Here is a 24847-nt window from a genome sequence, read left to right on the forward strand (position 1 = left end):
TTTTAAAGCGATATTTGTAGGTTGTCGATCAACCTTGTCTTGCCTAAAAACGCCGCAATTAAGATAACCAATTCGGTGTCTTCATGACTGGGGTGTAGCAGTGTTGATGCTTCACGGATCTCTATGTAATCAGGCTTAAATCCCGCTGCACTGACTTGCTCTCTATATGCTTGGATAAGCTTACTAAAGTCTCGACGTCCTGCGAGAATCTCATCACCAAGGGCATTGAGTAATTGATACAGTTGTGGGGCAAGCCGTCGTTGCTCGTCGGTTAAATATCCATTGCGCGAGCTCATGGCCAAACCGTCATCTTCTCGTTGGGTAGGCACACCAAACACTTCTAAGTTCATTGAGAGGTCGGTAACCATTGCCTTGATGACTTGAAGTTGTTGGTAATCTTTTTCGCCAAAAAACGCCTTATTCGGCTGCACCATATTGAACAATTTGGAGACAATAGTAGCGACGCCACGAAAGTGACCCGGGCGGCTGGCACCGCATATCATATAGGATATGCCAGGCACCTCGACAAAGGTCTGTTGTTCCAATCCCCGTGGGTAAATATCTGAAGACTTGGGTAAGAAAAGCGCGGTCACACCTAATGCGGCGAGTTTCGCTTTGTCTTCTTCTATTGTACGCGGGTAGGCATCCAAATCTTCGTCTGGACCGAACTGCAAAGGGTTAACAAAAATCGAAACAATTACGATATCAGATTCTGCTTTGGCGGCTCTCACAAGCTGGAGGTGGCCGTCATGCAAGTTACCCATTGTCGGAACAAACGCAATGACTTTGTCTTCTTGTTTCCAACGGCGGCGGATTTCACGTAGTTCACTGATATTTTCTATGACTTGCATATTTTACTCGAAACTATGGGCACTTGACGGGAATGCGCCGGATTGCACTTCTTCAATGTACTGACTGACAGCTTGTCTTAAATCGCCAGTTTCAGATAAATAATTCTTCGAGAACTTTGGCATGTAGTTGGCGCTCACCCCAAACATGTCGTGCATGACGAGAATTTGACCGTCCGTTTGATTACCTGCACCTATGCCGATTACGGGAATCGTCAAGGCTTCGGAAACCTTTTTACCCAAGCTGGTGGGTACACATTCCAGTACCAGCAACTGTATACCTGCACGCTCCAAAGCGATGGCTTCCTCAAGCAATTGCTGTGCTTTGTCCTCATCGCGGCCCTGGACTTTAAACCCACCAAAGACATGCACTGACTGGGGGGTTAAGCCTAAATGCCCGCACACGGGCACTCCGCGTTGATTTAGACCAGTTATCGATTCTGCTAACCAAGTGCCACCTTCTAGCTTGACCATGCTGGCGCCAGCCGCCATAAGTTTGGCAGCATTCTCATAAGTAGCATTGGGGTTGGCATACGACATGAAGGGCATGTCTGCGATGACAAAAGCTCTGTCGGTGCCACGTCGTACAGACTGAGTGTGATAAGCAATATTCTCGACGGTTACCGCTAGGGTGTCGTCATCGCCTTTCAAAACCATACCAAGCGAATCACCAATTAACATGACGTCGATGCCTTGTTCATCGAACATTTTTGCAAATGATGCATCATACGCGGTAAGCGCAGTTATCTTTTCACCAGCTTGCTTTTTGGCAAGCAAACTAGACACGGTGACTTTTTTCATAAACATTGTCCGCTTTTTATAGGGTTTTCGCCGCACTATACGGATTTTAGCTTAGATTGGAAGACCTTAGACGACGAAGACCTGCTAGGGAGCATTGGGCAACCCATTTCGCTATCACTTTGCCATCCGGCATTATAAGGTCCGGTTTCAATTCAAACAGCGGCACAAGAACAAACTCTCGGTCTGCCATTCCGTAATGAGGTATTGTCAAAGTCGGCGTATCGACCTTTAAGTCGCCATAGAGCAAAATATCGAGGTCCAATGTTCTTGGCCCCCACCGTTCTTCTTTTCGTTCTCTGTGGTGGTTTTGCTCTATTTCTTGTAGGGCGCGCAGCAGTGGTTCCGGTGCTAAACCAGTTTGCAAACAGGCTACGGCATTGACGTAATCAGGCTGGTCTTGAGGCCCCATTGGTTTACTCGCATACAAGGAGGAGGCACCAATGACTGAAGTTGAAGGCAGGGCTTTCATCGCTTGCAGTGCACTTTGTAGTTGACCCGCAGAATCCCCTAAATTGCTGCCCATTCCCACAAATACAACTTCTTGTTGCATATTAACCTTCCTGGCGTGGCTTACGCTTTTTACGTCGGGGGCGATTGGAGTTGCCACCTTCTTGTTTTCGCAATGCATTTAGCAAATTCTTTTGCTTAGCGGCATCCGTGTGCTGAAAATCAGTCCACCAGTCTGCAAGTTCGTGAAGTGAGCCACCTTCAATCTGACCTCTGATGAGAAGGAAATCATATCCTGCTCTGAATTTAGGGTGGTTGAGAAGCTGATAAGCTCTGCGGCCAAAACGCCTTGGCAATCGCTGCTGAAGAATCCAAATGTCCCTGATCACAGTGGAAAAGCGTTTAGGTATCATGATTCGCTGAGTTTGACGGTGTATCACATCGTTGATGGCGATATTGAAAGCATCATGTGGTGTCAGCCCAGACTCTGCCATTAATTTCGCGGCATGTTCTTCTAGTGGGTACCACAACAGTGCCGCATACAAAAATGCGGGAGTAACACGTTGCCCGCTGTTGATGCGGTTGTCAGTGTTAATCAATACCTGTCGAATAAACTGGTATTCCTTACTGTTTTTGTCATTCAGTAACGCCGTTAATTGTGGGAACAGCGGGGTAACCAGTTGATAGTCCAACATTAACTCGAATGTCGCCAACCCTTTACCCGACAAAAAGAGTTTAAGGGTCTCCTCAAACAACCGGGCGGGTGGAATGTTATTCAACAAATGAGCAAGTTTAGTGATTGGCTCTGCGGTACCAGGGCTGATAGTCATCGACAATTTGGCTGCAAAGCGCACCGCTCGAAGCATCCTTACCGGATCTTCGCGGTATCGAACTTCTGGGTCGCCAATAAGCTCAACTTCACGTTTTTCAATGGCGGCTTCGCCATTGGCAAAATCGCGAATCGTGTAGTCGGCGACATTGTAATACATCGCATTGAAGGTGAAATCTCGACGCTGTGCGTCTTCTTCTATGCTGCCAAAGACATTGTCTCTAAGTAACAAACCGTCTTTATCTTGTTTGGCGAGATCCTGTTTGTCACCTGTTGTCTCGTGATGGCCTCTGAATGTCGCGACTTCAATAATTTCGCGACCAAAAACAATATGGGCAAGCCTAAAACGACGACCGATGAGGCGACAGTTTTTGAATAGCCCTTTTATCTGTTCTGGCGTGGCATCGGTGACAACATCAAAGTCTTTTGGATGAAGGCCTAGCATCAAATCCCGTACACAGCCGCCAACGAGGTGTGCTTGAAACCCAGCGCCGTTGAGCCTGTAAAGCACTTTCAAGGCATTCGCAGAGATATCTTCTCGCGATATCGAATGTTCGGATCTGGGAATAATATTTACCTCTGGCACGTCGGCATCGCCGGATTTACCAAAGACACTTTTCACAGATTTAAGCACGCGATTAATGATGACACTATCTCCAATTCATTGAGGGTCGCTATAATAAGAGGAATCGCCTGTCGCCACAACGATTTCCGCTGCTTTTGGTATCTTATCAATATGCCATTGCGCTATTGCCCAGTGGATTAGCCCTTCTGGATTGTCAGTGACTAACGATTTTGGCGGTTCAAGCCCAAGCAGTGACAACGCAAAATAAACATTACTGCCAGCCGTGTTGTTAGCAATGGCTTTAGCGTGATTTTGCTTGCTCAATTTGTGCCCTGGGCTTGCGCAAAGCACAGGTACATGGGCATAGTTCGGTGCTTTGTGCCCGAACGAATTGTATAGGTGCAAATGAACGGGAGTGGTGCTCAATAAGTCATGCCCTCGCACAATATGTGTGACCCCTTGAGCAATATCATCGACCACGACACCGAGATTGTATGCAATGATACCATCTCGGCGCAGAATAACGGGGTCTTGAAAGCAATATTTGTCTTCAATTGTCACATGCCCTTGTACAGCGTCGTAAAAATCCGGCTGAACTTGAGATAACTTATAGCGCAGTGCATTTCCTTCAGCCGGCAATAACAGATCTCGACATGTGCCTTGATACACACCTCCTGTCGCTTGGATCAGTTTTCTGGTGCACTGGCAGTAATAAACACCGCTTTTTTCGGTAAGCTCGGCAATTGCGCTGTGGTAAGTGTCTAATCGCTCGCTTTGATAAACAACGTCATCATCCCAATACAAACCATGGGCTCTCAGTGAGTCGAGAATTTGAATGTCTGCGCCTTTGACGCTGCGAGGGAAGTCTAAGTCTTCGATTCTTAGCAACCATTTACCATGATTGGCTCTGGCATCTAAAAAACTGGCGAGTGCAGCAAGCAATGAGCCCATGTGCAGAGGGCCAGAAGGGGAAGGCGCGAAACGGCCAATGTATTGAGAGTGAAACGCCATAGTGCGTTTTAACAAGCCAGCGCGATGGCGTACATCACGACCGCGCAGGCTTTGTTAATAAGGAACCATCTTCAAAGTGTTTAACCTTGAAGTTGTTTTTCCTTGATTTCAGCCATTGTCTTACAATCGATGCAAAGATCAGCTGTTGGACGCGCCTCTAAACGGCGAATACCAATTTCGATACCGCAAGAATCGCAGAAGCCGAAATCGTCTTCTTCAATGCGCTTCAATGTCTTTTCGATTTTTTTGATCAACTTGCGCTCGCGGTCACGCGTTCGAAGTTCAAGACTGAATTCTTCTTCCTGCGCTGCGCGGTCGACAGGGTCAGGGAAGTTTGCAGCTTCGTCTTTCATGTGACTTACTGTGCGGTCCACTTCTTCGCGAAGTTGATCTCTCCATGCCTTCAGCAGCAAACGGAAGTGATTCATTTGCGCATCGTTCATGTACTCTTCATCAGCTGCCGCCTGATAAGGCTCAAGGCCGGCTAGAGCTAATAGTCCGAGGGATTTCGTTTCTTTTCCTGTTGGCATATGCCACATCTCCTACACTACGACACTCGGCATGTCCTGATATTAATCGATAATCTATAGCAGAATCATCGATGACAGGCAACGTAAAGTGTCTTTCTATCCGTTCGCTAGCGTACCAATCTTTAACTGATACACAGTGAAGATGAGTAAAAGCAAGGCGCAAATATGGCGCTTAACCAAAAAAAATCAAGCTGTTTTTTGCACTAATATTGGAATTTCTTTATCAATGCTGATTTTTTGTTCATTAATTGTGCAACTCACGCCAATGACTCGCACACCTTGAGCTATGGCATACTCAAGTGCCTCGGCGTACTTCGAGTCGATGTGTCTGGCAACATCAATTGATTCAATTGCAGTATGTTGAGCACAGAATAGTAAAGTACACGGGACGCCGGACGCAGCAAGCTCTCCTAACATTTTACAGTGTTTAGCTCCGCGAGTTGTTACTGCATCGGGGAAGAAACCTTGATTACCTTCCGCAAGCGTGACTGACTTGACTTCGATATAGCCAAGCGTTTCGGCTCCATTTTTATTTTCAGTCACTTGAAAGTCTAATCTGCCTTCGCCACCTGGAGGTGTTACTTCTGCTTTCCAGTCGGTGATGTGAGAAAATGCAGAAATAGACTTGTTATTTAGCGCTTCAGCAACCAATTTGTTAGCGTTATGCGTATTAATGCCAATCCAATGCCCACTTTGGGTTTGTGCAAGCTCCCAAGTGTAAGCTAATTTGCGCTTGGGGTTGTCACTAAAGCTCAACCAAGCCGTGAAGCCCGGTTCAGCACAGTGAGTCATTGCTCCAGTATTGGGGCAATGGGCGGTAACGGTTTCGCCATTTGATTCAAGTGTTACATCGGCTAGAAATCGCTTGTAGCGCTGTTGCAGAATACCCTTGTGCAACGGGGAGTGGAAAAGCATAGCGGATTGAAAAACCTATAATTTAAAATAAGGAAACCATTATGACAGATTTTACCGTCGAGTTGTCCAGCCATTCGGCTCCAAGCCAGTGGGGAGGATTGGGCCGTCTTTCGATGAAAGAAAGTGGAGCCGTCATTCACCTTCAAGAGACAGGTGATTCCACTCGGACAATAAAAAAAGCGGCGCGTCAGTTGGATGGTTTCTCACTGCCGAGCGTGACACTGGTAGGACAGTGGAGCTTTGAGCAGCAATGGGCTTTTGCGCTCAGTTTCACCCGCGCTCGTAACGCCACGCCTATTAATTTTGCCGATAACGCAGACAAAGCGAAGCTTGAGTCTTTTTACTCAGCATTAGTGTTCACTCGAGCAATGGTAAACGAAACGCCAGAAGAATTGTCTCCCGAGCACCTCGCTAATCGCGCTGCAGATTGGATTACATCGCTAGCCCCAGAGTGTGTCACGACAGAAATGATCGTTGGTGAAGCACTGAACAAAGAGGGATGGGTTGGTATCTATAACGTAGGTCGAGGCAGTGAACGTCCTCCTGTTATGCTTCACCTCGATTACAATCCGACGGGCGATATTAATGCACCAGTTCACACCGTATTGGTTGGTAAGGGTATCACCTTTGATAGCGGTGGCTACAGTATCAAAAGTAGCGAAGGTATGTTGGACATGAAGTGCGATATGGGGGGCGCAGCTACGGTCACAGGCGCACTGGGGCTAGCTATCCTTCAAGGTCTCGACAAGCGTGTGAAACTCATCTTGTGTTGCGCGGAAAACTTGATTAGCGGCCATGCGTACAAATTGGGTGATGTCTTGACCTATGCCAATGGCTTGAGTGTTGAAATTGTCAACACTGATGCTGAAGGGCGTTTAGTATTGGCTGATGGCCTGCTCAAGGCCAGTGCATGCAATCCAAAGTGGATTTTAGACGCCGCGACTCTCACCGGAGCAGCGCTTGTTGCTTTGGGACAAGATTATCACGGCGTATTTACACTGGATGACGAGGCAAGAGATACTATCTTGTCTTGTGCTAGCGATGAGAATGAGAAGTTTTGGCCATTGCCCCTTGAACCATTCCATCAGGAGCGTTGCCCGTCTGCGTTTGCTGATACTGCGAATAGTCGCCCACAAAAAGGTGGCGGATTTGGTGGTGCATCCAATGCGGCAGGTTTCTTGTCTCGATTTGTACCGAATGAAGGCGCGGGATGGATTCATCTCGATTTAGCTGCCGCTTACCACGGTAGTGCCACTTCTGAAATGCCAATCGGAGCGACAGGCTTGGGCATTCGCAGTATTGCCAATTTACTGTTAACGAAGTAAAAAAAGAAAAGCACTGGTGGACAAGTCCAAACCAGTGCTTTTTTCTTAACCGGATGAAATGTTGGAGGGACTAGATCCCGCCAAGGCGGTCGGCCAATACCTTGTATTTTTCTACGTCTTCACGAGCGAACAGGGGGGCGCCGTCTACATCTTTATCTTTTGCAATCAGCAAGCTTTCTCGTTCTAGTCGTTCTACCCTTACTTCTTGCACATCCAAAAACGCGGCCACTTCTTTTACTGTCATCATTGTCATAATTAAAAACCAATTAAAAAGGCATGTTTTTTTGTTTAGATAGTAAAATTTAAGCTGAAATGAGACAATTTGCGAATCTTTTCTTTGCAGTTGTCGTGGCGTAGGGCAAAATGCCGCCATTTTTCGGCTGTAAAATTCTTAATAAACGGCGCAAACTCTTACTAAAAGGCTCAACTGCAATATGGATACTTGGTCCGCGGCTGTCATGCTATTCCTTATCATGGATCCCCTTGGCAATTTGCCGGTGTTTATGTCCATGTTGAAAACAATAGAGCCCAAGCGACGCCGAATTATCCTTGTAAGAGAGCTGCTGTTTGCGGTTGTCATACTCTATGTGTTCTTGTTCAGTGGTCAGGCTGTATTAGATTTTCTCAACGTCAAACAAGAAACGGTAAGCATTGCTGGTGGGATTATATTATTCCTGATTGCCTTAAAAATGATTTTTCCTCAGCAAGGCAATACGTCGGATCTGGCTGTCGGCGAAGAGCCTTTCTTGGTGCCTTTGGCGATTCCCATGATAGCGGGGCCGTCCACTCTCGCTGCATTGATATTGTTATCTAATCAAAATCCAGATCGCATGTTGGATTGGTCGATTGCGTTAGGTGCGTCTTGGCTAATCACTGCGGTGATTTTGCTTTTCTCCGGTGTATTTCATCGTTTACTGGGCGAAAGAGGTTTGACCGCAATGGAACGTTTAATGGGCATGATTCTAGTGATGATCGCCATTCAAATGTTCTTAGATGGGATTGGTAATTACTTTTCACATACTCCAGGAGTGGCCTAATGAGCAAATCCAAACTTAATACTTTTGCTCGAGTCAGAGCGCTTTCGGGATGGCGAGCTGTCGCATTCAGCGCGGCGTTACTCGAGCGTATGGTGCCGAACTATCAATTGTTTTGTGAACTCACAGAATACGAGCATGGGAATATCTGCCAAAAGTGTTTATCACTGATTTGGGAAACCCTGAAGTCGCCGAAAACCAAAGTGAACTTTGCTGTTCAATTGGAGAAAGTGGAGGATGTGATTCCTGACCCTTCTGACTATGATAATTTTGGTGTATTCCCCGCGGTTGATGCAGGTATGGCATTGGCCGCAACGATCAATTTAATCCTCGATGTTGACCCACAAGGTGCGGTGGTCGTGAGTAAGTTATCTCAAGGCAGCGTAGAGGCTTATTTACTTGCCTCAGGTGAAGCAGATGACGACTCTGTGAAGCAGCATCCTTTAATGCAGTTCGAGGTCGCGCTGCAAAACGAACTACTTGATGTTGTAGAAGGTGCCGGTAAAGCCACTGATATTGTTGAACGGGCTAGGATACTGGCGCTCGAAGAAAAAATGACCAATATTGGCCTGGAAATTTAACCCAGGTATTCGTACAAGGCGTAACTCAGCGCCTTCGTTGACTTTTCTTTTATCAAATCAAAACGCGAATCAACAGCCGGCATTGGGGTGCTGGCTTCTTGTTCAACATAGATTTTTGCTCCGACATTTAACAGCGCGTTTTCTATCAAAGCATCTATGGTGGGTACAACCAGGCCTTTGTTGAACGGTGGGTCGATAAAAGCGATATCAAATTTACCTTCAAGTGAGTTGAAGGCCGAGGGAGAGGTTTGATGAATGACACGTCCATTGGCCTTGAGCAATTGTAGGTTTTTGCTTAACTCGTTTGCGACGGATTTGTCCGCTTCGATAAAGACGCATTCTTGGGCGTAACGAGATAACGCCTCTATGCCTAATCCACCCGAGCCTGCAAAGGCATCGAGACATCTCGAATTAGCAAGATCATGCATTAGCCAATTGAACAAGGTTTCTTTGGTTCGGTCAGTTGTTGGTCGGAGGCCTTCGGCATTTTTGACAGGCAATTTACGCCCTCGCCACTGCCCTGCAATGACTCTGACTTGGCCCGATGAGCGGCTGGGTGATGTTGCTGATTTAGGGACTCGCTTCATAAGGGTAGTCAGTGATATCATAGAAAAATAAAACGGCGCATAGTTTAGCCGACTTTCATCTATTTACTAAGGGTTTGTCCGCAAGATGTCGAAACTTTTTGGCTGGTTCAATAAGAACAAGCAAGACCAATCATCACAACCACAGCCTGAAACGCAACACACTGAGCAACCGGTACAAAGCGAAGTGCCAGAGACAACGCAAGAAGTCACAGACGTTCAGCCTGAACCTTCAACAGATGTTGAAACATCGCAACCCGAGTCCAGCGACGATGTCGTTGACCAGAGTGCAGCATCTGAGGACGCCAATGAGGCTCCGGAGCAAGCTGAAGCGTCTACTCCTGCGCTTGATGAGGTGCCTGAAGTCGCAGAGACTCAAGACGTTTCCGAGGAAACAGAGAGTGCGGCCGAACCTGAACAAAAAACATCGTTCTTTAAACGACTAAAAGCTAGCCTGTCTCGCACCAAAGCCAACTTAGGAAGTGGCATTGTCAGTTTGTTCAAAGGCAAAGCCATTGACGACGATTTGTACGAGGAGTTAGAAACTCAGTTACTCGTCGCTGACGTGGGTATGGATACTACGCAGAAGATTATCAAAAACCTCACGGATTCTGCCAAGATTTCCCAGCTCAAAGACGGTGACGCGCTTTACGAAAAACTCAAACAACAAATGAGCGAAATGCTGCATCAAGTTGAAGAGCCTTTGTCTGTTCCGATGGATAAGCATGATAGAGCACAGGGGCCATTTGTAATTTTGATGGTCGGCGTGAATGGAGTCGGTAAAACCACGACGATCGGTAAACTCGCTAAGCAGTTTCAACAGCAAGGCAAAAAAGTCATGTTGGCTGCCGGCGATACTTTCCGTGCCGCTGCGGTAGAGCAGTTACAAGTGTGGGGCGAGAGGAATGACATTCCAGTCATTGCTCAGGCGACAGGTTCAGACAGTGCTTCCGTGTTGTACGATGCGTTAGAGGCCTCTAAAGCACGGGGTGTTGATGTCTTAATTGCTGACACTGCAGGTCGCTTACAGAACAAAAACAACCTCATGGAAGAGTTAAAAAAAGTGGTGAGAGTAATGAAAAAGCTCAACCCCGAAGCGCCTCATGAAGTGATGTTGACCTTAGACGCGGGAACAGGTCAAAATGCAGTGAGTCAGGCGAAAATCTTTAATGAGGCCGTGGGTTTAACCGGGTTAACCCTGACCAAGCTCGATGGAACGGCGAAAGGTGGCGTAATATTCGCCATCGCTGATCAGTTTAACATACCAATTCGCTGTATTGGCGTGGGCGAGGGCATTGATGACCTTCGTCCATTCAATGGCGAAGAGTTCATCGATGCGTTGTTCAGTGAAGGTGAAGCAACAAGCGATTAAGGGACAAGTTAGGGTCGTAGAATGATTAAGTTTGAGCAGGTAAGCAAAACGTACCCCGGTGGACAAAGGGCGCTCAGTAAAGTGGACTTCCACATTGAGCCCGGTGAGATGGCATTTCTCACAGGTCACTCTGGCGCGGGTAAAAGTACTCTGCTCAAATTAATCAGCTTGATGGAGCGACCAACAGTAGGCCGAGTGCTTATCAATGGCCATGATCTCAATGTCATAAAGCGCCGTCAGATCGCTTACATCCGTCGCGATATAGGGATGATTTTCCAAAGCCATCAATTATTGATGGATAAAACCGTATTTGACAATGTCGCCTTACCTTTGATTATTGAAGGCTACACCCACAAAGAGACGACAAAACGGGTTCACGCCGCCCTAGAGATGGTTGGTTTGCGAGAGAAAGCTAAAAACCTTCCGATAATGCTCTCTGGTGGTGAACAGCAACGGGTTGGCATTGCTCGCGCCGTGGTGAATAAGCCCCCACTTCTGCTTGCAGACGAACCTACTGGCAATCTTGATCCTAAGCTATCTATGGAAATTATCCGTTTGTTTGAAGACTTCAACCAAGCGGGCGTGTCAGTATTCATTGCGACCCACGATCTCGGTTTGATTGCGCGAATGAAATACCGCACCTTGACGCTTAAAAATGGTCAAATGATTACCGACGGCCTCACTGACAATGAAGAAGGGGGAGCACTGTGAGTATTCTCTTCAAAGGCCGTCAACAAGGGGCAAGAAAGACGAAAATTGGCGCATTTCAAGCGTTTGTTATGTTCTTCGTCAGTCATATCCGCCAAGCGCTCGCGAGCTTGGGTGACTTATGGAGAAGCCCAGCAGCTTCATTGATGACCATTGGCGTACTCGGCCTGAGCATTACATTGCCCAGCACGTTGTACATCCTCGTGAAGAATACCGAAAAGATCAGTGCAGGATGGGAGCAGGCAGCTGAGATCTCGCTCTTCCTCAAAGACTCAACGTCTCCCGCGGCAACCCAACAACTGCTGACTCGGCTCAATACATGGCCGGAAATCGACGGCGTGCGGTTCATCTCTTCAAATGATGCACTTCAAGAATTTAAGCAACTCTCGGGTTTGGGAGACGCAATTGCCTACCTAGACGACAACCCGCTGCCGGATGTTGTTCTCGTGACGCCGGTTCCCAAGCATGCTACGCCAACGGCTGCGGGTATTCTGCTTGATAAGCTAAAGCAGCAACGAGAAGTGGATATCGGCAAGCTCGACATTGAATGGTTAGAGCGATTATACGGTTTGCTAGACATTGCTACCGAGCTGGTGACAATGATAGGGGCTTTACTGTTTCTTGCCGTCGTCTTGATTATCGGTAATACCATTCGATTAAACATTCTGAATAAGCGCGATGAGATATTAGTGATGAAGCTTGTCGGTGCTACGGATGCGTTCATTCATCGGCCCTTTTTGTATACCGGCTTTTGGTATGGTCTTTTGGGCGGCTTAATGGCGTGGTTTGCTGTCGTGCTTATTCTTTGGTGGATGGATAGCAGTATCCAAGCGTTTGCATCGCTTTATCAGAAGGATTTCAACATCACGGGGTTAACCGGCAACGCCTTACTGTTGATGTTAGGTCTATCAGTCGCACTGGGCCTTATCGGGTCAATGATCTCCGTTCAGAGACACGTACGCTCGATCGAACCACAGTAGACTAACTAGGGTTAAGCTATTGTAACAAGCTCACTGCACAATGAGTGTTACTGTACTTTTGTCCGAGGGAAGTAAGCGGATATCGTTTTTCTAACACCATTGCCCCACACTACCGCCTGATTATACAAACTGTGTAGATGCTTTTGGTCGATATTGAGCTCTTTCGACTGCTTAATCACATTAAGCCAAATTGCACTCTCAAAGGCTTTAGCCAGCGTAATATAGTGGTTGAACTCTCCAGATTTGCCGAGCAACGCGTTATTGACGTCTTCGGTAAGTGGAAGCTGACGTAAAATGTTAGGCATATCTTGATCTAGTAACGCATCGAGCAAAGAGAACAGGCCAATCAAGAAACCGATTGGAGGGTCATTCTTTACATTGCGCTCTTCTGCGACTAAATCGAAGAACTTAGCGCGTACCAGTGACATGTGAATCAATTCTATTGGCTTATCATCGCTCAAGTTTGCTAAGGATAACAACGCAATGAATTTTTTGATCTCGACCTCTCCCATATAATTGAGAGCATGGCGTAGCGATGTAATCTTGTAACGTTTGTTAATTGTTGGGTTGTTAATGAACTTCAACAATAAATAGGAAAGAGCGGCATCCCTTTCAATGATTTGATTCACGCGGTCTATGTTGAATGTCGTTTGAGAGCTTTCGCCCATCAGGTCGACAAGGTTCATTTTGGATGCAGGCAGGTGGCGTTGCACACGAGCTTCTGGCTGCGAGAAAAAATAACCTTGGAAGAAATCAAAACCGAGATCGCGGCAGGTATTGAAATCGTTATAGGTATCAACTTGCTCAGCCACAAGCTGAATGTTTGAATCAGTGAATCGTGAAATATTCTTTTCAATTTGCCCGTATTGCGCTTTGGATACGTCGACTTTAACAATGTCGATTAACGGGAATATTTCGTGCTGGCCACTGACCATCATGGGATCATCAATCGCCAGTTTAAACCCTAAGTGTTTAATATGTTGGCATGCTTCTACTAGTCCAACTTGCTTGATCGGGCTCTCTGCTAATTCGATCACAACCGTTTCTGGGTTGAGCGTCGTCGGAAAACGAGATATGAGTGTTTCTGTTGAGAAATTGATAAAGGATTTTTTCTCGCCACAAATATCGTCTAGACCAAGGGTATGGAAGCGATTAGCAACATATTTGGCTTTTTCAGGATCAAGCTCGGGATAAGTTCCGCCTTTTCCGTCGCGAAAAACCAGTTCGTAGGCAAAGACATTTTTGTCTCTGTCTAATATGGGCTGACGAGCAATGAAAGCAAACATAAGTGCTGAAATCGTTCCTTTGTATCTATTTTTATTTTTTTGTTGCTGGCAGTGCCAAGCAAATCCAAAACTACTTTACCCGATGCCTAAATTATAATCCATTTATAACTTCGGTAGTATAGCCATCAATTCTGTTCTAGTGAGCTCTGTAGCGCTCTTGCCCATTTAATGGCTTCGTTGTAGAAGTGATGGAGCATTTGCTGTTTTAGCCCCAACCTTTCCGATAACCGGTTGATCCCGTCCCAGTTTGCGCTTTCAAATTGATGAACCAACTCAATACAATCTTTAAGAACATTGTTTTTGCCGCAAAGCGCGTCTTTTACTGTATCGGCAACAGGTACCTTTTCCATTAGGTCATCCATGTTTTGTTCCATCAATGCATCGATCAATGACAGCAAACCGGCTAAAAAACCCGTTGGCGGATTTTCTTTTTCTTTTAGTGCTATGGATGTTAGCTCACAGAACTTTGCACGCACTAGGCTCATTTGTAACAGCTCTACAGGTTGGCTTTCGCCTAAATTTGCCAGCGCAAGAAGCGCAATAAATTTCTTTACTTCTACTTCGCCCATGTAAGTCAGTGCATGGCGAAGGGAAGAGATTTTGTTGCGTTTGTTTATACTGGGATTATTAATGAAACGCAGTAACATGTAGGTAAGTGAGACATCACGCTCGAGAATACCATTTATTTTGTCGTAGTCGAAAGCCACAGTACTACTTGCTGCCAATAACTCGAGCAACGTCAATTTTGAGGAGCTGAGTTTACGATGCCTGACGATTTCGGGGCGTGCTAAAAAGTAGCCTTGAAAGTAGTCGAATCCCATTTTTTTAAAGGCTTCAAACTCTTCCATGGTTTCGACTTTCTCAGCGACTAACTTGATTTTTTGCTGTTTTAATATCTTGGATTTCATCGCAATTTGAATACGCGACATAGCGCGAACATCAAACTTAACAATACTCGTAAATGGCAAGAAGGCATCCCATTTGGGGTCGCCGTCGTAGTCATCGAGTGCAATGGTATACCCTAGGCCTCTGATATGCTTGCAAGCCGCAATCAATTGCTCGTCGACTTCAATATTTTCCAAAATTTCGATGACGACCTTACTGGCATCCATTGATGTGGGGAAACGAAACATCAAGGTGTCTTTGTGAAAATTGATAAACGCCAGGCTTTCGCCAGTGATTTCTTCTAGCCCCAAACTCAAATGACTTGAGGTGATAATTTTTGAGGTTGCTTCGTCTGGGGAAATGTCTGGGAAGCAGTTTTGTTCGCCATCTCGAAAAAGTAGTTCGTATGCGTAGACGTTTTTGTCACGATCGAAAATGGGTTGGCGTGCTACATAGGCGAACATACGGTCCTCACTGTTTTGTACTACTGAGTGATAAACACATCAAACTGTTGAAACCCTTAGGGTTTGGGCAAATGTCCCAATAACGCAAGCGGTATAGAACGGTTACTCAACGCGTATATCATACGTTTATCGTTATGTTATATCACGCCGCTGGCTTATGTTGTACTTTCTATTATGGACTATATTTCTGCAAACAATATGAAACTTTTTATTGTTGATCTGGTCTTGATATTTAGATGTATGACCATATAGTCATAACTTGTAACGGCTTATCCACTCGGATCCTAGCTAAACGTCTCGCAAAGCCTCCTCTCATTTGTTATCATCAGAGGCTTAGTTAATTGAGGTAATTATGAGCAATAACATGCAGTCAATGGCACTATCTGTGCCTCACAGTGGAAGTATTGAAGGGTATATTCAAGCTGTTAACAGCATCAATATGCTTACTGCTGAAGAAGAGCATGAATTAGCACTTCGTCTACGCGAAAACGAGGATCTCGAAGCCGCGCGTAAACTTGTTATGTCTCACTTGCGTTTCGTTGTCCATATCGCAAAATCCTACTCAGGCTATGGCCTGCCTCAGGCTGACCTCATCCAGGAAGGCAATATCGGTTTGATGAAAGCTGTTAAGCGATTTGACCCGTCAGTTGGTGTTCGCTTGGTGTCTTTTGCTGTTCACTGGATCAAAGCTGAAATTCACGAGTTCGTCTTAAAAAACTGGCGTATTGTGAAAGTGGCGACGACCAAAGCACAGCGTAAGCTTTTCTTTAATTTGAGAAAGGCCAAAAAGAGACTGGGTTGGTTCACTCACGAAGAAGTGCAAACCGTTGCTAACGAGCTGGGTGTGAGTACGAAAGAAGTACTGCAAATGGAATCGCGCATGAGCAGCCAAGACCAAGCGTTTGACTTGGGCGCGGATGATGATGAAAGCGGTAATTTTGCGCCGGCTCAATATCTAGAAGACAAAAGCACTGACGTTGAAATGAGTGTGGTCAATGAAGATTGGGACAGTAACGCAAGCAAGCGCCTGTACTCTGCATTGAAAACACTCGATGAGCGCAGCCAAGATATTATTGAAACCCGTTGGTTGGCAGACAACAAGATCACATTGCAAGATCTTGCAAATAAGTATGAAGTATCTGCTGAGCGTGTTCGACAAATTGAAAAGAACGCCATGAAGAAACTACAGGCTGCAATGGCGGTATAGTTTCATCACACGACATATGAAAAAGGCGAAGTAAATACTTCGCCTTTTTTGTTTTTGTTTCGCGATACTACAACCGCTGTTTTGGCGGCCCTTAATCTTCTGTATTAGGCGGTAAAATCCAATATACGCCTTTGAATTCTGCAACTGGTCGCTCATCGTCCAATATGTCGACTTGAAGGGTGATACGGCACTTATGGCGTTTTTCTAATACGCTGAATTTACCTTGTAGTTTTTCTTTGTTACACAGCGCCCTTGGCTTCATTGTAATGGGCTTGTGATAATGAATATCCCCATCGCCAAGTACAATATCTCCTTCAAGACCGCGCTCCTTCAATTGAAGGAAAATCATTCCCCATCCTGTGAGCGTGGCAAGAGAGAAAATACTGCCAGCAAACATAGTGCCGTGAATATTAATATTCTTGTTTAGCGATGCTCGCGTTTCTAGTGTCCTGCCACTGTATTGATGTAACTTGATGCCCATGTGTTCCGTAATGGGAATGGTTTCCGTCCAAGTTTGTTGCAGCTCTTGGCACCATTTGGGATGCATAACTAATGTGTTGTTATCATTGAGCTTTTTAACCATCTGGTGGCGCTTGAGCATACCGAGCTCACTCGATGCGTCGCCTTCAATTGCAAATCCACACGATTCGAAAAATGCCATGGACGTTTCACGGCTATTTGTGACAGCACGAACTGCCCCTAATTCTCTGGCTACTGACTCCAAAGCAGACAGTATCATCTGCCCTAGCCCTTTCCGGTGCATCTTGGGATCTACTGCGATGTGTCTTATTTGGGCTTCCTCAGACGTATTCAAGTGAACTCGTCCGCAAGCGACGATGTCGCCTTTACCATTGACGATTACCCTGTGCTCAGAGACCTGCTCATATTCATCTTTCTCCGAACCTTGGGGGAAGTTCCATGGTTGCCTTAAGTGTTGCCAACGAAAATCAAAATAGGCCGTTAGCATTTCGTCCGTGGTAGGTGTTTCAATTTTAAACACGTAGTGGATGCCCTTTTTTAGTCTGAATAGTCATTAAATATGATGCAGCGCGGCGCGGCAAGCAGATTTTCTGAGCAGCACCGGATGGGTAATATGGGTATCAAAGATCAAAATGGAAGGTGACAGGCCCATCGTTGATAAGTGAAACCTGCATATCTGCGCCAAATTGGCCCGTTTCTACTGGGATATGTTTGGCTCGGACTGCCTCGACTAATTGTTCGAACATCGCCTTACCATGTTCCGGTGACGCTCCCTTAGAAAATCCAGGGCGATTGCCTTTCGCGGTATCAGCGACCAACGTAAACTGAGAAACTAATAAAATGGCACCGCCGACTTGCTGTACATTCAGGTTCATCTTGCCGTCTTGGTCGGAAAACATCCGGTACGCGGCTAGTTTGTTTGCGAGCCTTTCAATATTTTGGCTCGTATCAGTTTGTTCCACACCAACCAGAACCAGCATTCCTTTCTTAATATCGCCAATCACTTCGTTGTTGACTGCAACGCTGGCTTGCGACACTCGCTGAACTAATCCAATCACATTTACTTCCTATTAATAAACTCGGCCAGGGCGTTGAGAAGGGCTTTGCCAATCCCAGGTTCTGATAAACTATGCCCAGCATTGGGAACGATATTGAGCTTACTCTTCGCCCATTTTTCATGTAGTGAGTATGCAGCATCGACGCTGCAAACGGCGTCAAATCTGCCGTGAATAATATCTCCGGGGATTGTAGCGAGTTGCGACGTATTATCCAAAATAAAGTCATTGGGAATGAAGTTTTGGTTAACTAAGTAATGGCATTCCAATGTGGCAATATCATGCATTGCTTTACAGGGCGGGTTAGATAGTGTTGGCCGGGACACACTGACCGGCGCATTTACAATCTGCGAGAGCACTTCTTCCCAGTGACACCAGCGTTTCACCGCATTTGCTTTTTCTTCGCTGTCGGCTTGAAAGTGGTTGTAATACGTCTGCAAAATTGTATTTGGTGTCAACGTATCTGATCCTATGTCAGCGATAAAATCACGATAGGCGTCTGGATACAACTGTGCAGCTCCGCCTTGAGGATCTAAAAACCAGTGAGTATCAACTCTTCTTCCCAAAAACACTCCTCTTAACACTAGGTGTTTTACCCTCTGCGGGTAGGCTATTGCATAAAGTAACCCCAGGGTTGCCCCCCACGAACCACCGAATACTACCCATTTTTCGATACCCAATTTGTGTCTAAGTGTTTCGATATCTTCTAGTTGCTTCTGGGTTGTGTTGTCTGATAGCGAGGGTAGGGGTGTAGAACGACCGCATCCTCTTTGGTCAAATCCTATTACCATCCAATGCTCGGGATCAAAGAAGCGTTGGTAGTTTTGCGGCAGACCAGCCCCCGGGCCTCCATGTAAAAAAAGAACAGGTGTTCCTCTACGATTCCCACTTAATTCGTAATAAATTGAGGCATCTGTAGAAACTTCCAGATAACCGTTAAGGAAACATTCTGTATTGAAATAGTGTGGCATCGTTTTCCATTTTTCGATGACTTAGTGTAAGTTAGTGTAGACACTGATAAGCGTAACACTATTTATTTTTGCACGGAGGTCGTATGTCTGGTCAAGGTTCTGGTGGTAATGTCATCGCGGCAATATGTAGCTTTTTCATTCCAGGGTTAGGTCAACTAGTCCAGGGGCGTATCATGAAAGCGCTGATGTTTTTCCTTGTTTCAACGGTTTGTTATGCGCTAGCAGCAACCGTCATCCTCATCTTTATATGGCCAGTAGGCGCAATCTTCCACCTTTGGGCGATAATTGATGCGGCTAAGTATTCGGGAGGCGACTAATGCGTACTCTGCTTAAAGCAGTACTGCTAGCATCTGTATTTACAACCGTATTAACCGGGTGCCAATCCGCTTATTACGCGGCGTGGGAAAAAGTAGGTGTAGAGAAACGAGATATACTTGTTGATCGCGTTGAAAATGCCAAAGACTCACAAGAAGATGCCCAAGAAGAGTTTAGCTCAGCACTTGAACAATTTAGTGCCCTGATCAATTTTGATGGCGGTGAGTTGGAAGACATCTATGACGATCTCAATGCGCAATATGAAGCAAGTCAGTCAGCTGCGGATAAAGTCAGTGACCGCATTAACAGTGTTGAATCGGTTGCAGAAGCGTTGTTTGACGAGTGGCAACAAGAACTCGAGCAATATACTAATGCGACTTACCGTCGCAACAGTGAACAGCAATTGCGCCAAACTAAACTGCGTTATGGCAAGCTGATTCGCGCTATGAGAAATGCTGAGAAGACCATGCAGCCCGTATTGTCTGCACTTCAGGACAATGTGTTGTTTTTGAAGCATAATTTGAATGCCTCTGCGATTGGGGCGCTACAAGGTGAGCTCGGCCAAATCGAAAAAGAAGTGGCCGTACTTATCAAAGAGATGAAAGAATCAATTGCCGTCTCCGATGCGTTTATCGCCGAGATGAACAACGGTAACTAACTACTGCATTTAGGATGCGTCTGTGTGTTCAGGCGCATCTCTTTCTTCCTGACTGTCTTCGGTGTTGAAAGTGTCTTCCAGACTGCACGTAAACTCTGCACCTACCAGTACGACAATCCACGACAAATATACCCAAACAAACAAAATGGGAATAACCGCAAGTGCGCCATAAATCAACTGGTAGGAGGGAAAACTCGTAACGTAGAGCGCAAAGCCTTTCTTGGTCATCTCAAACAAAAACATCGCAAGCAATGCGCCAATCAAAGCATGTTTTGCATTGACTCGCGTATTCGGAACCAGCATATACAAAATTGCAAAGGCCAAAAGCGCCGCGAATGAGGGCACTAGCTTGAGTAGCAGAGTACCTAGGCCCGGCGTATATTCTTCCGCAAATGAGGCAAGGCCAACCAAGTAAGAGCTAATAATGACACTAGATCCAATTAACATTGGGCCTAAAGTAATGACCATCCAATAAATCGCAAATGTGTAAACCATTGGACGAGTAATCTGAGTACGCCATATTCGGTTTAAGGTTTTATCGATATTTGAAATGAGCAGTAAGGCCACAAGAAGTAGTGACAATATACCAATAGCCCCCATTTCTGATGCGTTACCGACAAAATCTGCCATGTATTTATGCACGGTATCGCTAGCGGTGGGGACAAAATTACTGAAGATGAATGCTTCGAGTTTTCCTCTGACATTCGCAAAGGCTGGGAACGCCGACATAATGGTGAAAAACACCATGATAAAGGGCACCAAAGACAATAAGGTTACGTAGGCTAGATGGCCTGCAGAAATGGTGATGCTGTCATCTTTACAGCGTTTCACAAAACAGCGAAACAGCGCCACTAATTCGGGCTGAAATGACTGCCATTTGTCTCTAAGCGGAACCGTACTCACGCCTAACTCCCTTTGCCTAAAAAACAGAGTGTAACGGTTCGTTTAGCAAGAGAAAATAGTTATTGTCCGCGAACGCCTAGCATATGGCAGATGGCGTAGCTTAGTTCACTGCGATTTAGCGTGTAAAAGTGGAAGTGCTTCACTCCTTCCTTCGCTAACACTTTTACCTGTTCCATGGCGATGTTGGCGCCGAGCAAGTTCTTTGTCGTTTGATCTTGTTCATCGATACCGTCGAACATTTTATGCAACCAACCCGGTACGTGAACATTAGTAAAACCGGCAAATTTTACCAAGGTTTGATAGTTAGTGACCGGCAATATACCTGGTACTATATCCAGATCAATGCCTGCTGCAGCGGCGCGGTCCCTAAAGCGCAAGTAAACACTGGTATCAAAAAAGAACTGTGTAATTGCTTCATTTGCACCCGCTTCGGCTTTGCGTTTTAGGTTGAGTAGATCAAACTGCGCATTGGGGGCTTCAGGGTGCTTTTCAGGGTAAGCTGCGACTGAGATATCGAAATCGGCGACGTCTTTCAAAAGTGCCACAAGATCCGATGCGTACATGTCGGTCTTATCCACACCTTGTGGCAAATCGCCACGCAAAGCAACGATTCGACGTATGCCAGAATCCCAATAATCTCGCGCAATTTGCTGTAGCTCTTCTGGCGATGCATCTACACACGTAAGGTGAGGTGCTGCCGAAATACCGGTTTGTTGTTGTATGCGCTTTACGACATCGTGAGTACGGTCACGCTCACCACTGTTCGCGCCATAAGTAACAGACATGTATGATGGCTTCAGGGGGGCGAGTCGCTCCACTGATTTCCACAGGGTTTTTTCCATTGCTTCCGATTTCGGCGGGAAAAACTCGAAAGACACATCAATATCTCTCAATTCTGAAAGAGATTGATTCAAAGCATCGATACCTTGTGCGTATGAAACCATTTTAGTTACCTTCTGGACGTTTAGACGTCTAAACTACAAAATGTATGTCTAGACGTCAAGAGGTTTACACTGCTCAATTGACCTTTTATTCTTATTGTTTAGAATTTCTCTTTATAAAAAATAGAACACAGAGTGGACCAAATGGCAGAATGGAACGGAAAATATATACATCCCTACGCTGAGCACGGTAAAAAAAGTGAGCAAGTTAAGAAAGTTACTGTCTCAATCCCTATCAATGTACTCAAAGTACTGACTGACGAGCGGACTCGTCGGCAAATTAATAATTTGCGACACGCAACGAATTCAGAATTGTTGTGTGAAGCGTTTTTGCATGCATTTACAGGTCAACCATTGCCAAACGATGACGACTTGAAGAAAGACAATGAAAATCGCATTCCGGCAGAGGCACGCCGTATCATGCAAGAAATGGGTATCGACCCTGATGTAGAAGAAGAGTAATAAAAAAGCCGGCATCTGAGAGCCGGCTTTTTGATACCTAGTAAAAACTATTCTGCCATATATCCTTCTGGCAAGGCCTCAATCTGAGCAACACCCGAGTCAATGGCGGCTTGTGCTACCGCTCTTGCGATTCGCGCACACAATCTTGGATCCATCGGTTTTGGAATGATGTAGTCTTTGCCAAAAGTCAGTGTCTCACTTTTACTGGCAATAAGGACTTCCTTAGGCACAGGTTCTCTTGAGATCGAACGAATGGCTTCTACCGCTGCCACTTTCATTTCATCATTGATTGCTGACGCCCTTACGTCTAGCGCACCACGGAAAATGAACGGGAAACACAGCACGTTGTTGACTTGGTTTGGGTAGTCTGAACGCCCTGTTGCCATAATTAAATCCTGACGAACTTCATGAGCGAGCTCAGGCTTAATCTCTGGGTCTGGATTCGAACAGGCGAAAACAATCGGGTTGGGCGCCATTAGGGCCAATGTTTCTGGTGGCAATAGGTCAGGGCCGGATACGCCCACAAATATATCTGCACCTTCCATTACATCTTCTAAAGAACGCTTGTCAGTGTTATTGGCAAACAACTGTTTATGCGGTGTTAAATCGTCACGGCGGGTATGAATAACACCTTTGCGATCTAACATGTAAATGCGCTCGCGCTGTGCGCCACATTTAATTAATAGTTCCATACAGGCCACCGCTGCGGCACCAGCCCCCATGCAAACAATCTTAGCGTCTTCGATATTCTTGCCTTGAATCTCTAGCGCGTTGAGCATGCCTGCGGCAGTGACGATTGCCGTACCATGCTGATCGTCATGGAATACAGGGATTTTACAACGCTTGATGAGCTCTTGTTCTATTTCAAAACACTCAGGCGCTTTAATATCTTCAAGGTTAATACCACCGAACGTATCTGCAATGTTGGCGACGGTGTTGATGAACTCTTCGGTAGTGCGGTGTTTCACCTCTATATCAATAGCGTCAAGCCCTGCAAAGCGTTTAAACAATAAAGCTTTACCTTCCATTACAGGCTTGGAAGCCAAGGGGCCAAGATTCCCTAAGCCCAAAATGGCGGTACCATTGCTAATCACGGCTACCATATTACCTTTAGCCGTGTATTGGTAAGCGGTGGATGGATCTTCCGCAATTTCTTTGACTGGTTCGGCAACACCTGGACTATAGGCGAGAGCCAAATCATCGACACTTTCAGCAGGCGTGGATAGCTCTACTCGAATTTTCCCCGGTGTTGGTTTCGCATGATAATCGAGGGCGCGTTGGCGAAAGTCTGACATTATTTTCAGTGTCCTTTTTTGTAGGGTTCGAGGTTTTTATTGTGTACGTGAGATACGTATTATTATTATTTTTGAACTGTATCATGTCACATTCACAGCACATATCTGATCAGGCCACGTTATTCGTAATCTAAACTGGAATTTAGTCGGCCTCTAACGCACATTATCTATACTCAACATTCACATTTTTTATTGAATGTGTGTATTGGTATTTATTATATGTATTTTAGGCTGTTCGGTTTCGTGAGCACTTGTTTTTTAAAGTAAAACAGATTTGTGACAACTATAGTAGAGCCCAGATCCTACCTGTTAGTCAAAGATGGAATGAAATATAAAAATTGTGGGAGGGTATAACTGGCCGGAATGATCTACGCGGCCAGTTAGGTGGGGTTATACATTTGTTGATTCAACAACGTTGTATCCGCGATTTTCCATACATTTGATTACGATATTTTTTCGTTCGTCTCTAATGCCGTATGCACTGCTTCCCGCGCCCACTGCACTACCGACAATTGCTCCCGCTACAATGTCGCCCGTATTGCCATCTGCACCGGCTAAGGCACCAACGAGCGCACCAACCATAGCATCACCTTTGACGTCGTCATTGATATAGCCGCGCTGTGTCGCTACTGACTGGCATTGTGCTAAATCACTTTCATATGCCGTAAGGTCACCGCCATCCACAATGGGACGATAGTTAGCGCCTGATTGAAAAGAAGTGCAGCCACCGAGGCCACATGCCAGTATTACGAAAGTAAATGCTAAGGTGTGTTTGTGATTGTGTTTTGTCATGAGTTGCTCCTTTATAAACTGGGCATATCATGGCAAAAGATGTGGAGAGAATCCGTCTCAAACTGTCCAATTGTGTCAGTGAAATCTAGACTGCTTTTGACAGCTTTTTACAACTGGTAGAGGAACAAATTTCAGATACAAAAAAAGCGCCATTTAGGCGCTTTTTTAAGAAGCAGTGCTGCTTATTTTTTGCTAAGTGCACCAAAACGCTTCTTGAAGCGGTCAACACGACCACCAGTGTCAACATTACGCTGCTTACCAGTGTAGAAAGGGTGGCAAGCTGAACATACGTCAAGGTTGATGTCTTTACCTAGCGTAGAGCGAATTTTAATGACATTGCCGCAAGAACAAGTTGCAGTAATTTCTTCGTAAGTTGGGTGGATACCTTCTTTCATGGGTTACCTCATTCATAAGGCCGCATCGCAATCCAGCCCGAAGCTGAACACCATACGCTACTAATTAATATGCAAGTCCCCAAAGGGCCTTGCTGCAAAGAGGCGCGCATATTAATGGAAGACGCCCTATTGATCAACATGTTTGCTCGAAAATAGCACAATTTATTCCCAGTCTAGAGATGATTTCTAGCATTGATTGCGATTTTCA

At 45.7% G+C, this 24847-nt stretch carries 29 protein-coding genes; 10 read left to right on the forward strand and 19 right to left on the reverse strand.

Annotated features, from left to right (window positions below):
• Nucleotides 1–2: 2 nt before the first annotated feature.
• The 7 genes from panC to sfsA all read right to left on the reverse strand — a co-directional run bounded on the left by panC (nucleotide 3) and on the right by sfsA (nucleotide 5946).
• The gene (panC, locus tag AC27G9_RS15020) at nucleotides 3–851 is read right to left on the reverse strand and encodes a pantoate--beta-alanine ligase (protein ID WP_487075264.1); all 849 of its coding nucleotides are present in this window, start codon (nucleotides 849–851) and stop codon (nucleotides 3–5) included.
• A gap of 3 nt (nucleotides 852–854) precedes the next feature.
• The gene (gene panB / locus AC27G9_RS15025) at nucleotides 855–1649 is read right to left on the reverse strand and encodes a 3-methyl-2-oxobutanoate hydroxymethyltransferase (RefSeq protein WP_487075265.1); all 795 of its coding nucleotides are present in this window, start codon (nucleotides 1647–1649) and stop codon (nucleotides 855–857) included.
• 46 nt (nucleotides 1650–1695) lie between these two features.
• Entirely contained in the window at nucleotides 1696–2199 is a 504-nt protein-coding gene (gene folK, locus AC27G9_RS15030) for a 2-amino-4-hydroxy-6-hydroxymethyldihydropteridine diphosphokinase (protein ID WP_487075266.1), read from the reverse strand.
• A 1-nt stretch (nucleotide 2200) separates the two neighbouring features.
• Entirely contained in the window at nucleotides 2201–3493 is a 1293-nt protein-coding gene (pcnB, locus tag AC27G9_RS15035) for a polynucleotide adenylyltransferase PcnB (RefSeq protein WP_487075625.1), read from the reverse strand.
• 93 nt (nucleotides 3494–3586) lie between these two features.
• Nucleotides 3587–4501: a tRNA glutamyl-Q(34) synthetase GluQRS gene (gene gluQRS / locus AC27G9_RS15040; RefSeq protein WP_487075267.1), complete on the reverse strand. Its 915-nt coding sequence runs from the start codon at nucleotides 4499–4501 to the stop codon at nucleotides 3587–3589.
• Between the two features lie 80 nt (nucleotides 4502–4581).
• Nucleotides 4582–5031 (reverse strand): RNA polymerase-binding protein DksA, encoded by a 450-nt coding sequence (dksA, locus tag AC27G9_RS15045; RefSeq protein ID WP_487075268.1) that lies wholly within the window; start codon nucleotides 5029–5031, stop codon nucleotides 4582–4584.
• Between the two features lie 186 nt (nucleotides 5032–5217).
• Nucleotides 5218–5946: a DNA/RNA nuclease SfsA gene (gene sfsA / locus AC27G9_RS15050; protein WP_487075269.1), complete on the reverse strand. Its 729-nt coding sequence runs from the start codon at nucleotides 5944–5946 to the stop codon at nucleotides 5218–5220.
• A gap of 41 nt (nucleotides 5947–5987) precedes the next feature.
• Here sfsA and pepB point away from each other — a divergent pair, with 41 nt between their 5' ends.
• Nucleotides 5988–7271 (forward strand): aminopeptidase PepB, encoded by a 1284-nt coding sequence (gene pepB / locus AC27G9_RS15055; RefSeq protein WP_487075270.1) that lies wholly within the window; start codon nucleotides 5988–5990, stop codon nucleotides 7269–7271.
• 70 nt (nucleotides 7272–7341) lie between these two features.
• Here the strand turns inward: pepB and AC27G9_RS15060 are convergent, their stop codons facing one another.
• Nucleotides 7342–7524, reverse strand: a complete 183-nt coding sequence (locus AC27G9_RS15060) for a helix-turn-helix domain-containing protein (protein WP_487075271.1) — start codon at nucleotides 7522–7524, stop codon at nucleotides 7342–7344.
• Nucleotides 7525–7705: 181 nt separating this feature from the next.
• Between AC27G9_RS15060 and AC27G9_RS15065 the strand changes: the two genes are divergently transcribed.
• A complete protein-coding gene (locus tag AC27G9_RS15065; RefSeq protein ID WP_487075272.1) occupies nucleotides 7706–8308 on the forward strand; it encodes a YhgN family NAAT transporter in 603 nt (200 codons plus the stop codon).
• The gene (locus tag AC27G9_RS15070; protein ID WP_487075273.1) at nucleotides 8308–8886 is read left to right on the forward strand and encodes a YjaG family protein; all 579 of its coding nucleotides are present in this window, start codon (nucleotides 8308–8310) and stop codon (nucleotides 8884–8886) included. The genes AC27G9_RS15065 and AC27G9_RS15070 overlap by 1 nt, the downstream gene beginning before the upstream one ends.
• Here the strand turns inward: AC27G9_RS15070 and rsmD are convergent.
• Nucleotides 8883–9473 (reverse strand): 16S rRNA (guanine(966)-N(2))-methyltransferase RsmD, encoded by a 591-nt coding sequence (gene rsmD, locus AC27G9_RS15075; RefSeq protein WP_487075274.1) that lies wholly within the window; start codon nucleotides 9471–9473, stop codon nucleotides 8883–8885. The genes AC27G9_RS15070 and rsmD overlap by 4 nt on opposite strands.
• Nucleotides 9474–9558: 85 nt before the next feature.
• Between rsmD and ftsY the strand changes: the two genes are divergently transcribed.
• The 3 genes from ftsY to ftsX are packed head-to-tail and all read left to right on the forward strand — an operon-like array spanning nucleotide 9559 to nucleotide 12530.
• Nucleotides 9559–10842 (forward strand): signal recognition particle-docking protein FtsY, encoded by a 1284-nt coding sequence (gene ftsY, locus AC27G9_RS15080; protein ID WP_487075276.1) that lies wholly within the window; start codon nucleotides 9559–9561, stop codon nucleotides 10840–10842.
• Between the two features lie 21 nt (nucleotides 10843–10863).
• Complete coding sequence (ftsE, locus tag AC27G9_RS15085; RefSeq protein ID WP_487075278.1) at nucleotides 10864–11553, forward strand: cell division ATP-binding protein FtsE; 690 nt, start codon at nucleotides 10864–10866, stop codon at nucleotides 11551–11553.
• Nucleotides 11550–12530 (forward strand): permease-like cell division protein FtsX, encoded by a 981-nt coding sequence (gene ftsX / locus AC27G9_RS15090; protein WP_487075279.1) that lies wholly within the window; start codon nucleotides 11550–11552, stop codon nucleotides 12528–12530. The genes ftsE and ftsX overlap by 4 nt, the downstream gene beginning before the upstream one ends.
• 47 nt (nucleotides 12531–12577) lie before the next feature.
• Here the strand turns inward: ftsX and AC27G9_RS15095 are convergent, their stop codons facing one another.
• A complete protein-coding gene (locus tag AC27G9_RS15095; protein WP_487075281.1) occupies nucleotides 12578–13816 on the reverse strand; it encodes an EAL and HDOD domain-containing protein in 1239 nt (412 codons plus the stop codon).
• Between the two features lie 125 nt (nucleotides 13817–13941).
• Nucleotides 13942–15165 (reverse strand): EAL and HDOD domain-containing protein, encoded by a 1224-nt coding sequence (locus AC27G9_RS15100; protein ID WP_487075283.1) that lies wholly within the window; start codon nucleotides 15163–15165, stop codon nucleotides 13942–13944.
• Between the two features lie 352 nt (nucleotides 15166–15517).
• Between AC27G9_RS15100 and rpoH the strand changes: the two genes are divergently transcribed.
• Nucleotides 15518–16372 carry an RNA polymerase sigma factor RpoH gene (gene rpoH / locus AC27G9_RS15105; protein ID WP_487075285.1) on the forward strand — a complete coding sequence of 285 codons (855 nt, stop codon included), beginning with the start codon at nucleotides 15518–15520 and terminating at the stop codon, nucleotides 16370–16372.
• Nucleotides 16373–16463: 91 nt separating this feature from the next.
• On the opposite strand, the gene AC27G9_RS15110 is transcribed toward rpoH, so the two are convergent.
• The 3 genes from AC27G9_RS15110 to pip form a co-directional block, all read right to left on the reverse strand.
• On the reverse strand, nucleotides 16464–17372 hold the full coding sequence (locus tag AC27G9_RS15110; RefSeq protein WP_487075287.1) for a bifunctional GNAT family N-acetyltransferase/hotdog fold thioesterase: 909 nt from the start codon (nucleotides 17370–17372) through the stop codon (nucleotides 16464–16466).
• A 100-nt stretch (nucleotides 17373–17472) separates the two neighbouring features.
• Nucleotides 17473–17910, reverse strand: coding sequence for a D-aminoacyl-tRNA deacylase (gene dtd, locus AC27G9_RS15115; RefSeq protein WP_487075289.1), 438 nt, complete (start codon nucleotides 17908–17910; stop codon nucleotides 17473–17475).
• Between the two features lie 2 nt (nucleotides 17911–17912).
• A complete protein-coding gene (gene pip, locus AC27G9_RS15120; RefSeq protein WP_487075290.1) occupies nucleotides 17913–18878 on the reverse strand; it encodes a prolyl aminopeptidase in 966 nt (321 codons plus the stop codon).
• A gap of 83 nt (nucleotides 18879–18961) precedes the next feature.
• Between pip and AC27G9_RS15125 the strand changes: the two genes are divergently transcribed.
• Together AC27G9_RS15125 and AC27G9_RS15130 are read left to right on the forward strand one after the other, a co-directional pair.
• Nucleotides 18962–19195 carry a hypothetical protein gene (locus AC27G9_RS15125; protein ID WP_487075292.1) on the forward strand — a complete coding sequence of 78 codons (234 nt, stop codon included), beginning with the start codon at nucleotides 18962–18964 and terminating at the stop codon, nucleotides 19193–19195.
• On the forward strand, nucleotides 19195–19851 hold the full coding sequence (locus AC27G9_RS15130; RefSeq protein ID WP_487075293.1) for a DUF2959 domain-containing protein: 657 nt from the start codon (nucleotides 19195–19197) through the stop codon (nucleotides 19849–19851). The genes AC27G9_RS15125 and AC27G9_RS15130 overlap by 1 nt, the downstream gene beginning before the upstream one ends.
• Before the next feature lie 9 nt (nucleotides 19852–19860).
• Here AC27G9_RS15130 and AC27G9_RS15135 read toward each other — a convergent pair whose 3' ends face one another.
• Together AC27G9_RS15135 and metF are read right to left on the reverse strand one after the other, a co-directional pair.
• Nucleotides 19861–20754 (reverse strand): virulence factor BrkB family protein, encoded by an 894-nt coding sequence (locus AC27G9_RS15135; RefSeq protein ID WP_487075295.1) that lies wholly within the window; start codon nucleotides 20752–20754, stop codon nucleotides 19861–19863.
• Between the two features lie 59 nt (nucleotides 20755–20813).
• Complete coding sequence (gene metF / locus AC27G9_RS15140) at nucleotides 20814–21698, reverse strand: methylenetetrahydrofolate reductase (protein ID WP_487075296.1); 885 nt, start codon at nucleotides 21696–21698, stop codon at nucleotides 20814–20816.
• Nucleotides 21699–21839: 141 nt separating this feature from the next.
• Between metF and metJ the strand changes: the two genes are divergently transcribed.
• Entirely contained in the window at nucleotides 21840–22157 is a 318-nt protein-coding gene (gene metJ, locus AC27G9_RS15145) for a met regulon transcriptional regulator MetJ (RefSeq protein ID WP_487075297.1), read from the forward strand.
• A 47-nt stretch (nucleotides 22158–22204) separates the two neighbouring features.
• On the opposite strand, the gene AC27G9_RS15150 is transcribed toward metJ, so the two are convergent.
• From AC27G9_RS15150 to rpmE, 3 genes are all read right to left on the reverse strand, one after another.
• The gene (locus AC27G9_RS15150; protein ID WP_487075299.1) at nucleotides 22205–23452 is read right to left on the reverse strand and encodes a malic enzyme-like NAD(P)-binding protein; all 1248 of its coding nucleotides are present in this window, start codon (nucleotides 23450–23452) and stop codon (nucleotides 22205–22207) included.
• Nucleotides 23453–23842: 390 nt separating this feature from the next.
• The gene (locus AC27G9_RS15155; RefSeq protein WP_487075300.1) at nucleotides 23843–24244 is read right to left on the reverse strand and encodes a hypothetical protein; all 402 of its coding nucleotides are present in this window, start codon (nucleotides 24242–24244) and stop codon (nucleotides 23843–23845) included.
• A 182-nt stretch (nucleotides 24245–24426) separates the two neighbouring features.
• Nucleotides 24427–24639: a 50S ribosomal protein L31 gene (rpmE, locus tag AC27G9_RS15160; RefSeq protein ID WP_487075302.1), complete on the reverse strand. Its 213-nt coding sequence runs from the start codon at nucleotides 24637–24639 to the stop codon at nucleotides 24427–24429.
• Between the last annotated feature and the right edge of the window lie 208 nt (nucleotides 24640–24847).

The organism is Alteromonas sp. 5NS40-0096, from assembly GCF_057544385.1.

Coding starts and splice junctions, on each gene's coding strand:
- rsmD (WP_487075274.1), bottom strand. CDS start 9,473: ATGAAGCGAGTCCCTAAATCAGCAACATCACCCAGCCGCTCATCGGGC.
- folK (WP_487075266.1), bottom strand. CDS start 2,199: ATGCAACAAGAAGTTGTATTTGTGGGAATGGGCAGCAATTTAGGGGAT.
- panC (WP_487075264.1), bottom strand. CDS start 851: ATGCAAGTCATAGAAAATATCAGTGAACTACGTGAAATCCGCCGCCGT.
- AC27G9_RS15060 (WP_487075271.1), bottom strand. CDS start 7,524: ATGACAATGATGACAGTAAAAGAAGTGGCCGCGTTTTTGGATGTGCAA.
- AC27G9_RS15150 (WP_487075299.1), bottom strand. CDS start 23,452: ATGTCAGACTTTCGCCAACGCGCCCTCGATTATCATGCGAAACCAACA.
- rpoH (WP_487075285.1), top strand. CDS start 15,518: ATGAGCAATAACATGCAGTCAATGGCACTATCTGTGCCTCACAGTGGA.
- AC27G9_RS15125 (WP_487075292.1), top strand. CDS start 18,962: ATGTCTGGTCAAGGTTCTGGTGGTAATGTCATCGCGGCAATATGTAGC.
- AC27G9_RS15095 (WP_487075281.1), bottom strand. CDS start 13,816: ATGTTTGCTTTCATTGCTCGTCAGCCCATATTAGACAGAGACAAAAAT.
- ftsY (WP_487075276.1), top strand. CDS start 9,559: ATGTCGAAACTTTTTGGCTGGTTCAATAAGAACAAGCAAGACCAATCA.
- AC27G9_RS15065 (WP_487075272.1), top strand. CDS start 7,706: ATGGATACTTGGTCCGCGGCTGTCATGCTATTCCTTATCATGGATCCC.
- sfsA (WP_487075269.1), bottom strand. CDS start 5,946: ATGCTTTTCCACTCCCCGTTGCACAAGGGTATTCTGCAACAGCGCTAC.
- ftsE (WP_487075278.1), top strand. CDS start 10,864: ATGATTAAGTTTGAGCAGGTAAGCAAAACGTACCCCGGTGGACAAAGG.
- pip (WP_487075290.1), bottom strand. CDS start 18,878: ATGCCACACTATTTCAATACAGAATGTTTCCTTAACGGTTATCTGGAA.
- dksA (WP_487075268.1), bottom strand. CDS start 5,031: ATGCCAACAGGAAAAGAAACGAAATCCCTCGGACTATTAGCTCTAGCC.
- metF (WP_487075296.1), bottom strand. CDS start 21,698: ATGGTTTCATACGCACAAGGTATCGATGCTTTGAATCAATCTCTTTCA.
- AC27G9_RS15130 (WP_487075293.1), top strand. CDS start 19,195: ATGCGTACTCTGCTTAAAGCAGTACTGCTAGCATCTGTATTTACAACC.
- AC27G9_RS15155 (WP_487075300.1), bottom strand. CDS start 24,244: ATGACAAAACACAATCACAAACACACCTTAGCATTTACTTTCGTAATA.
- metJ (WP_487075297.1), top strand. CDS start 21,840: ATGGCAGAATGGAACGGAAAATATATACATCCCTACGCTGAGCACGGT.
- gluQRS (WP_487075267.1), bottom strand. CDS start 4,501: ATGGCGTTTCACTCTCAATACATTGGCCGTTTCGCGCCTTCCCCTTCT.
- rpmE (WP_487075302.1), bottom strand. CDS start 24,639: ATGAAAGAAGGTATCCACCCAACTTACGAAGAAATTACTGCAACTTGT.
- panB (WP_487075265.1), bottom strand. CDS start 1,649: ATGAAAAAAGTCACCGTGTCTAGTTTGCTTGCCAAAAAGCAAGCTGGT.
- AC27G9_RS15070 (WP_487075273.1), top strand. CDS start 8,308: ATGAGCAAATCCAAACTTAATACTTTTGCTCGAGTCAGAGCGCTTTCG.
- pepB (WP_487075270.1), top strand. CDS start 5,988: ATGACAGATTTTACCGTCGAGTTGTCCAGCCATTCGGCTCCAAGCCAG.
- AC27G9_RS15100 (WP_487075283.1), bottom strand. CDS start 15,165: ATGTTCGCCTATGTAGCACGCCAACCCATTTTCGATCGTGACAAAAAC.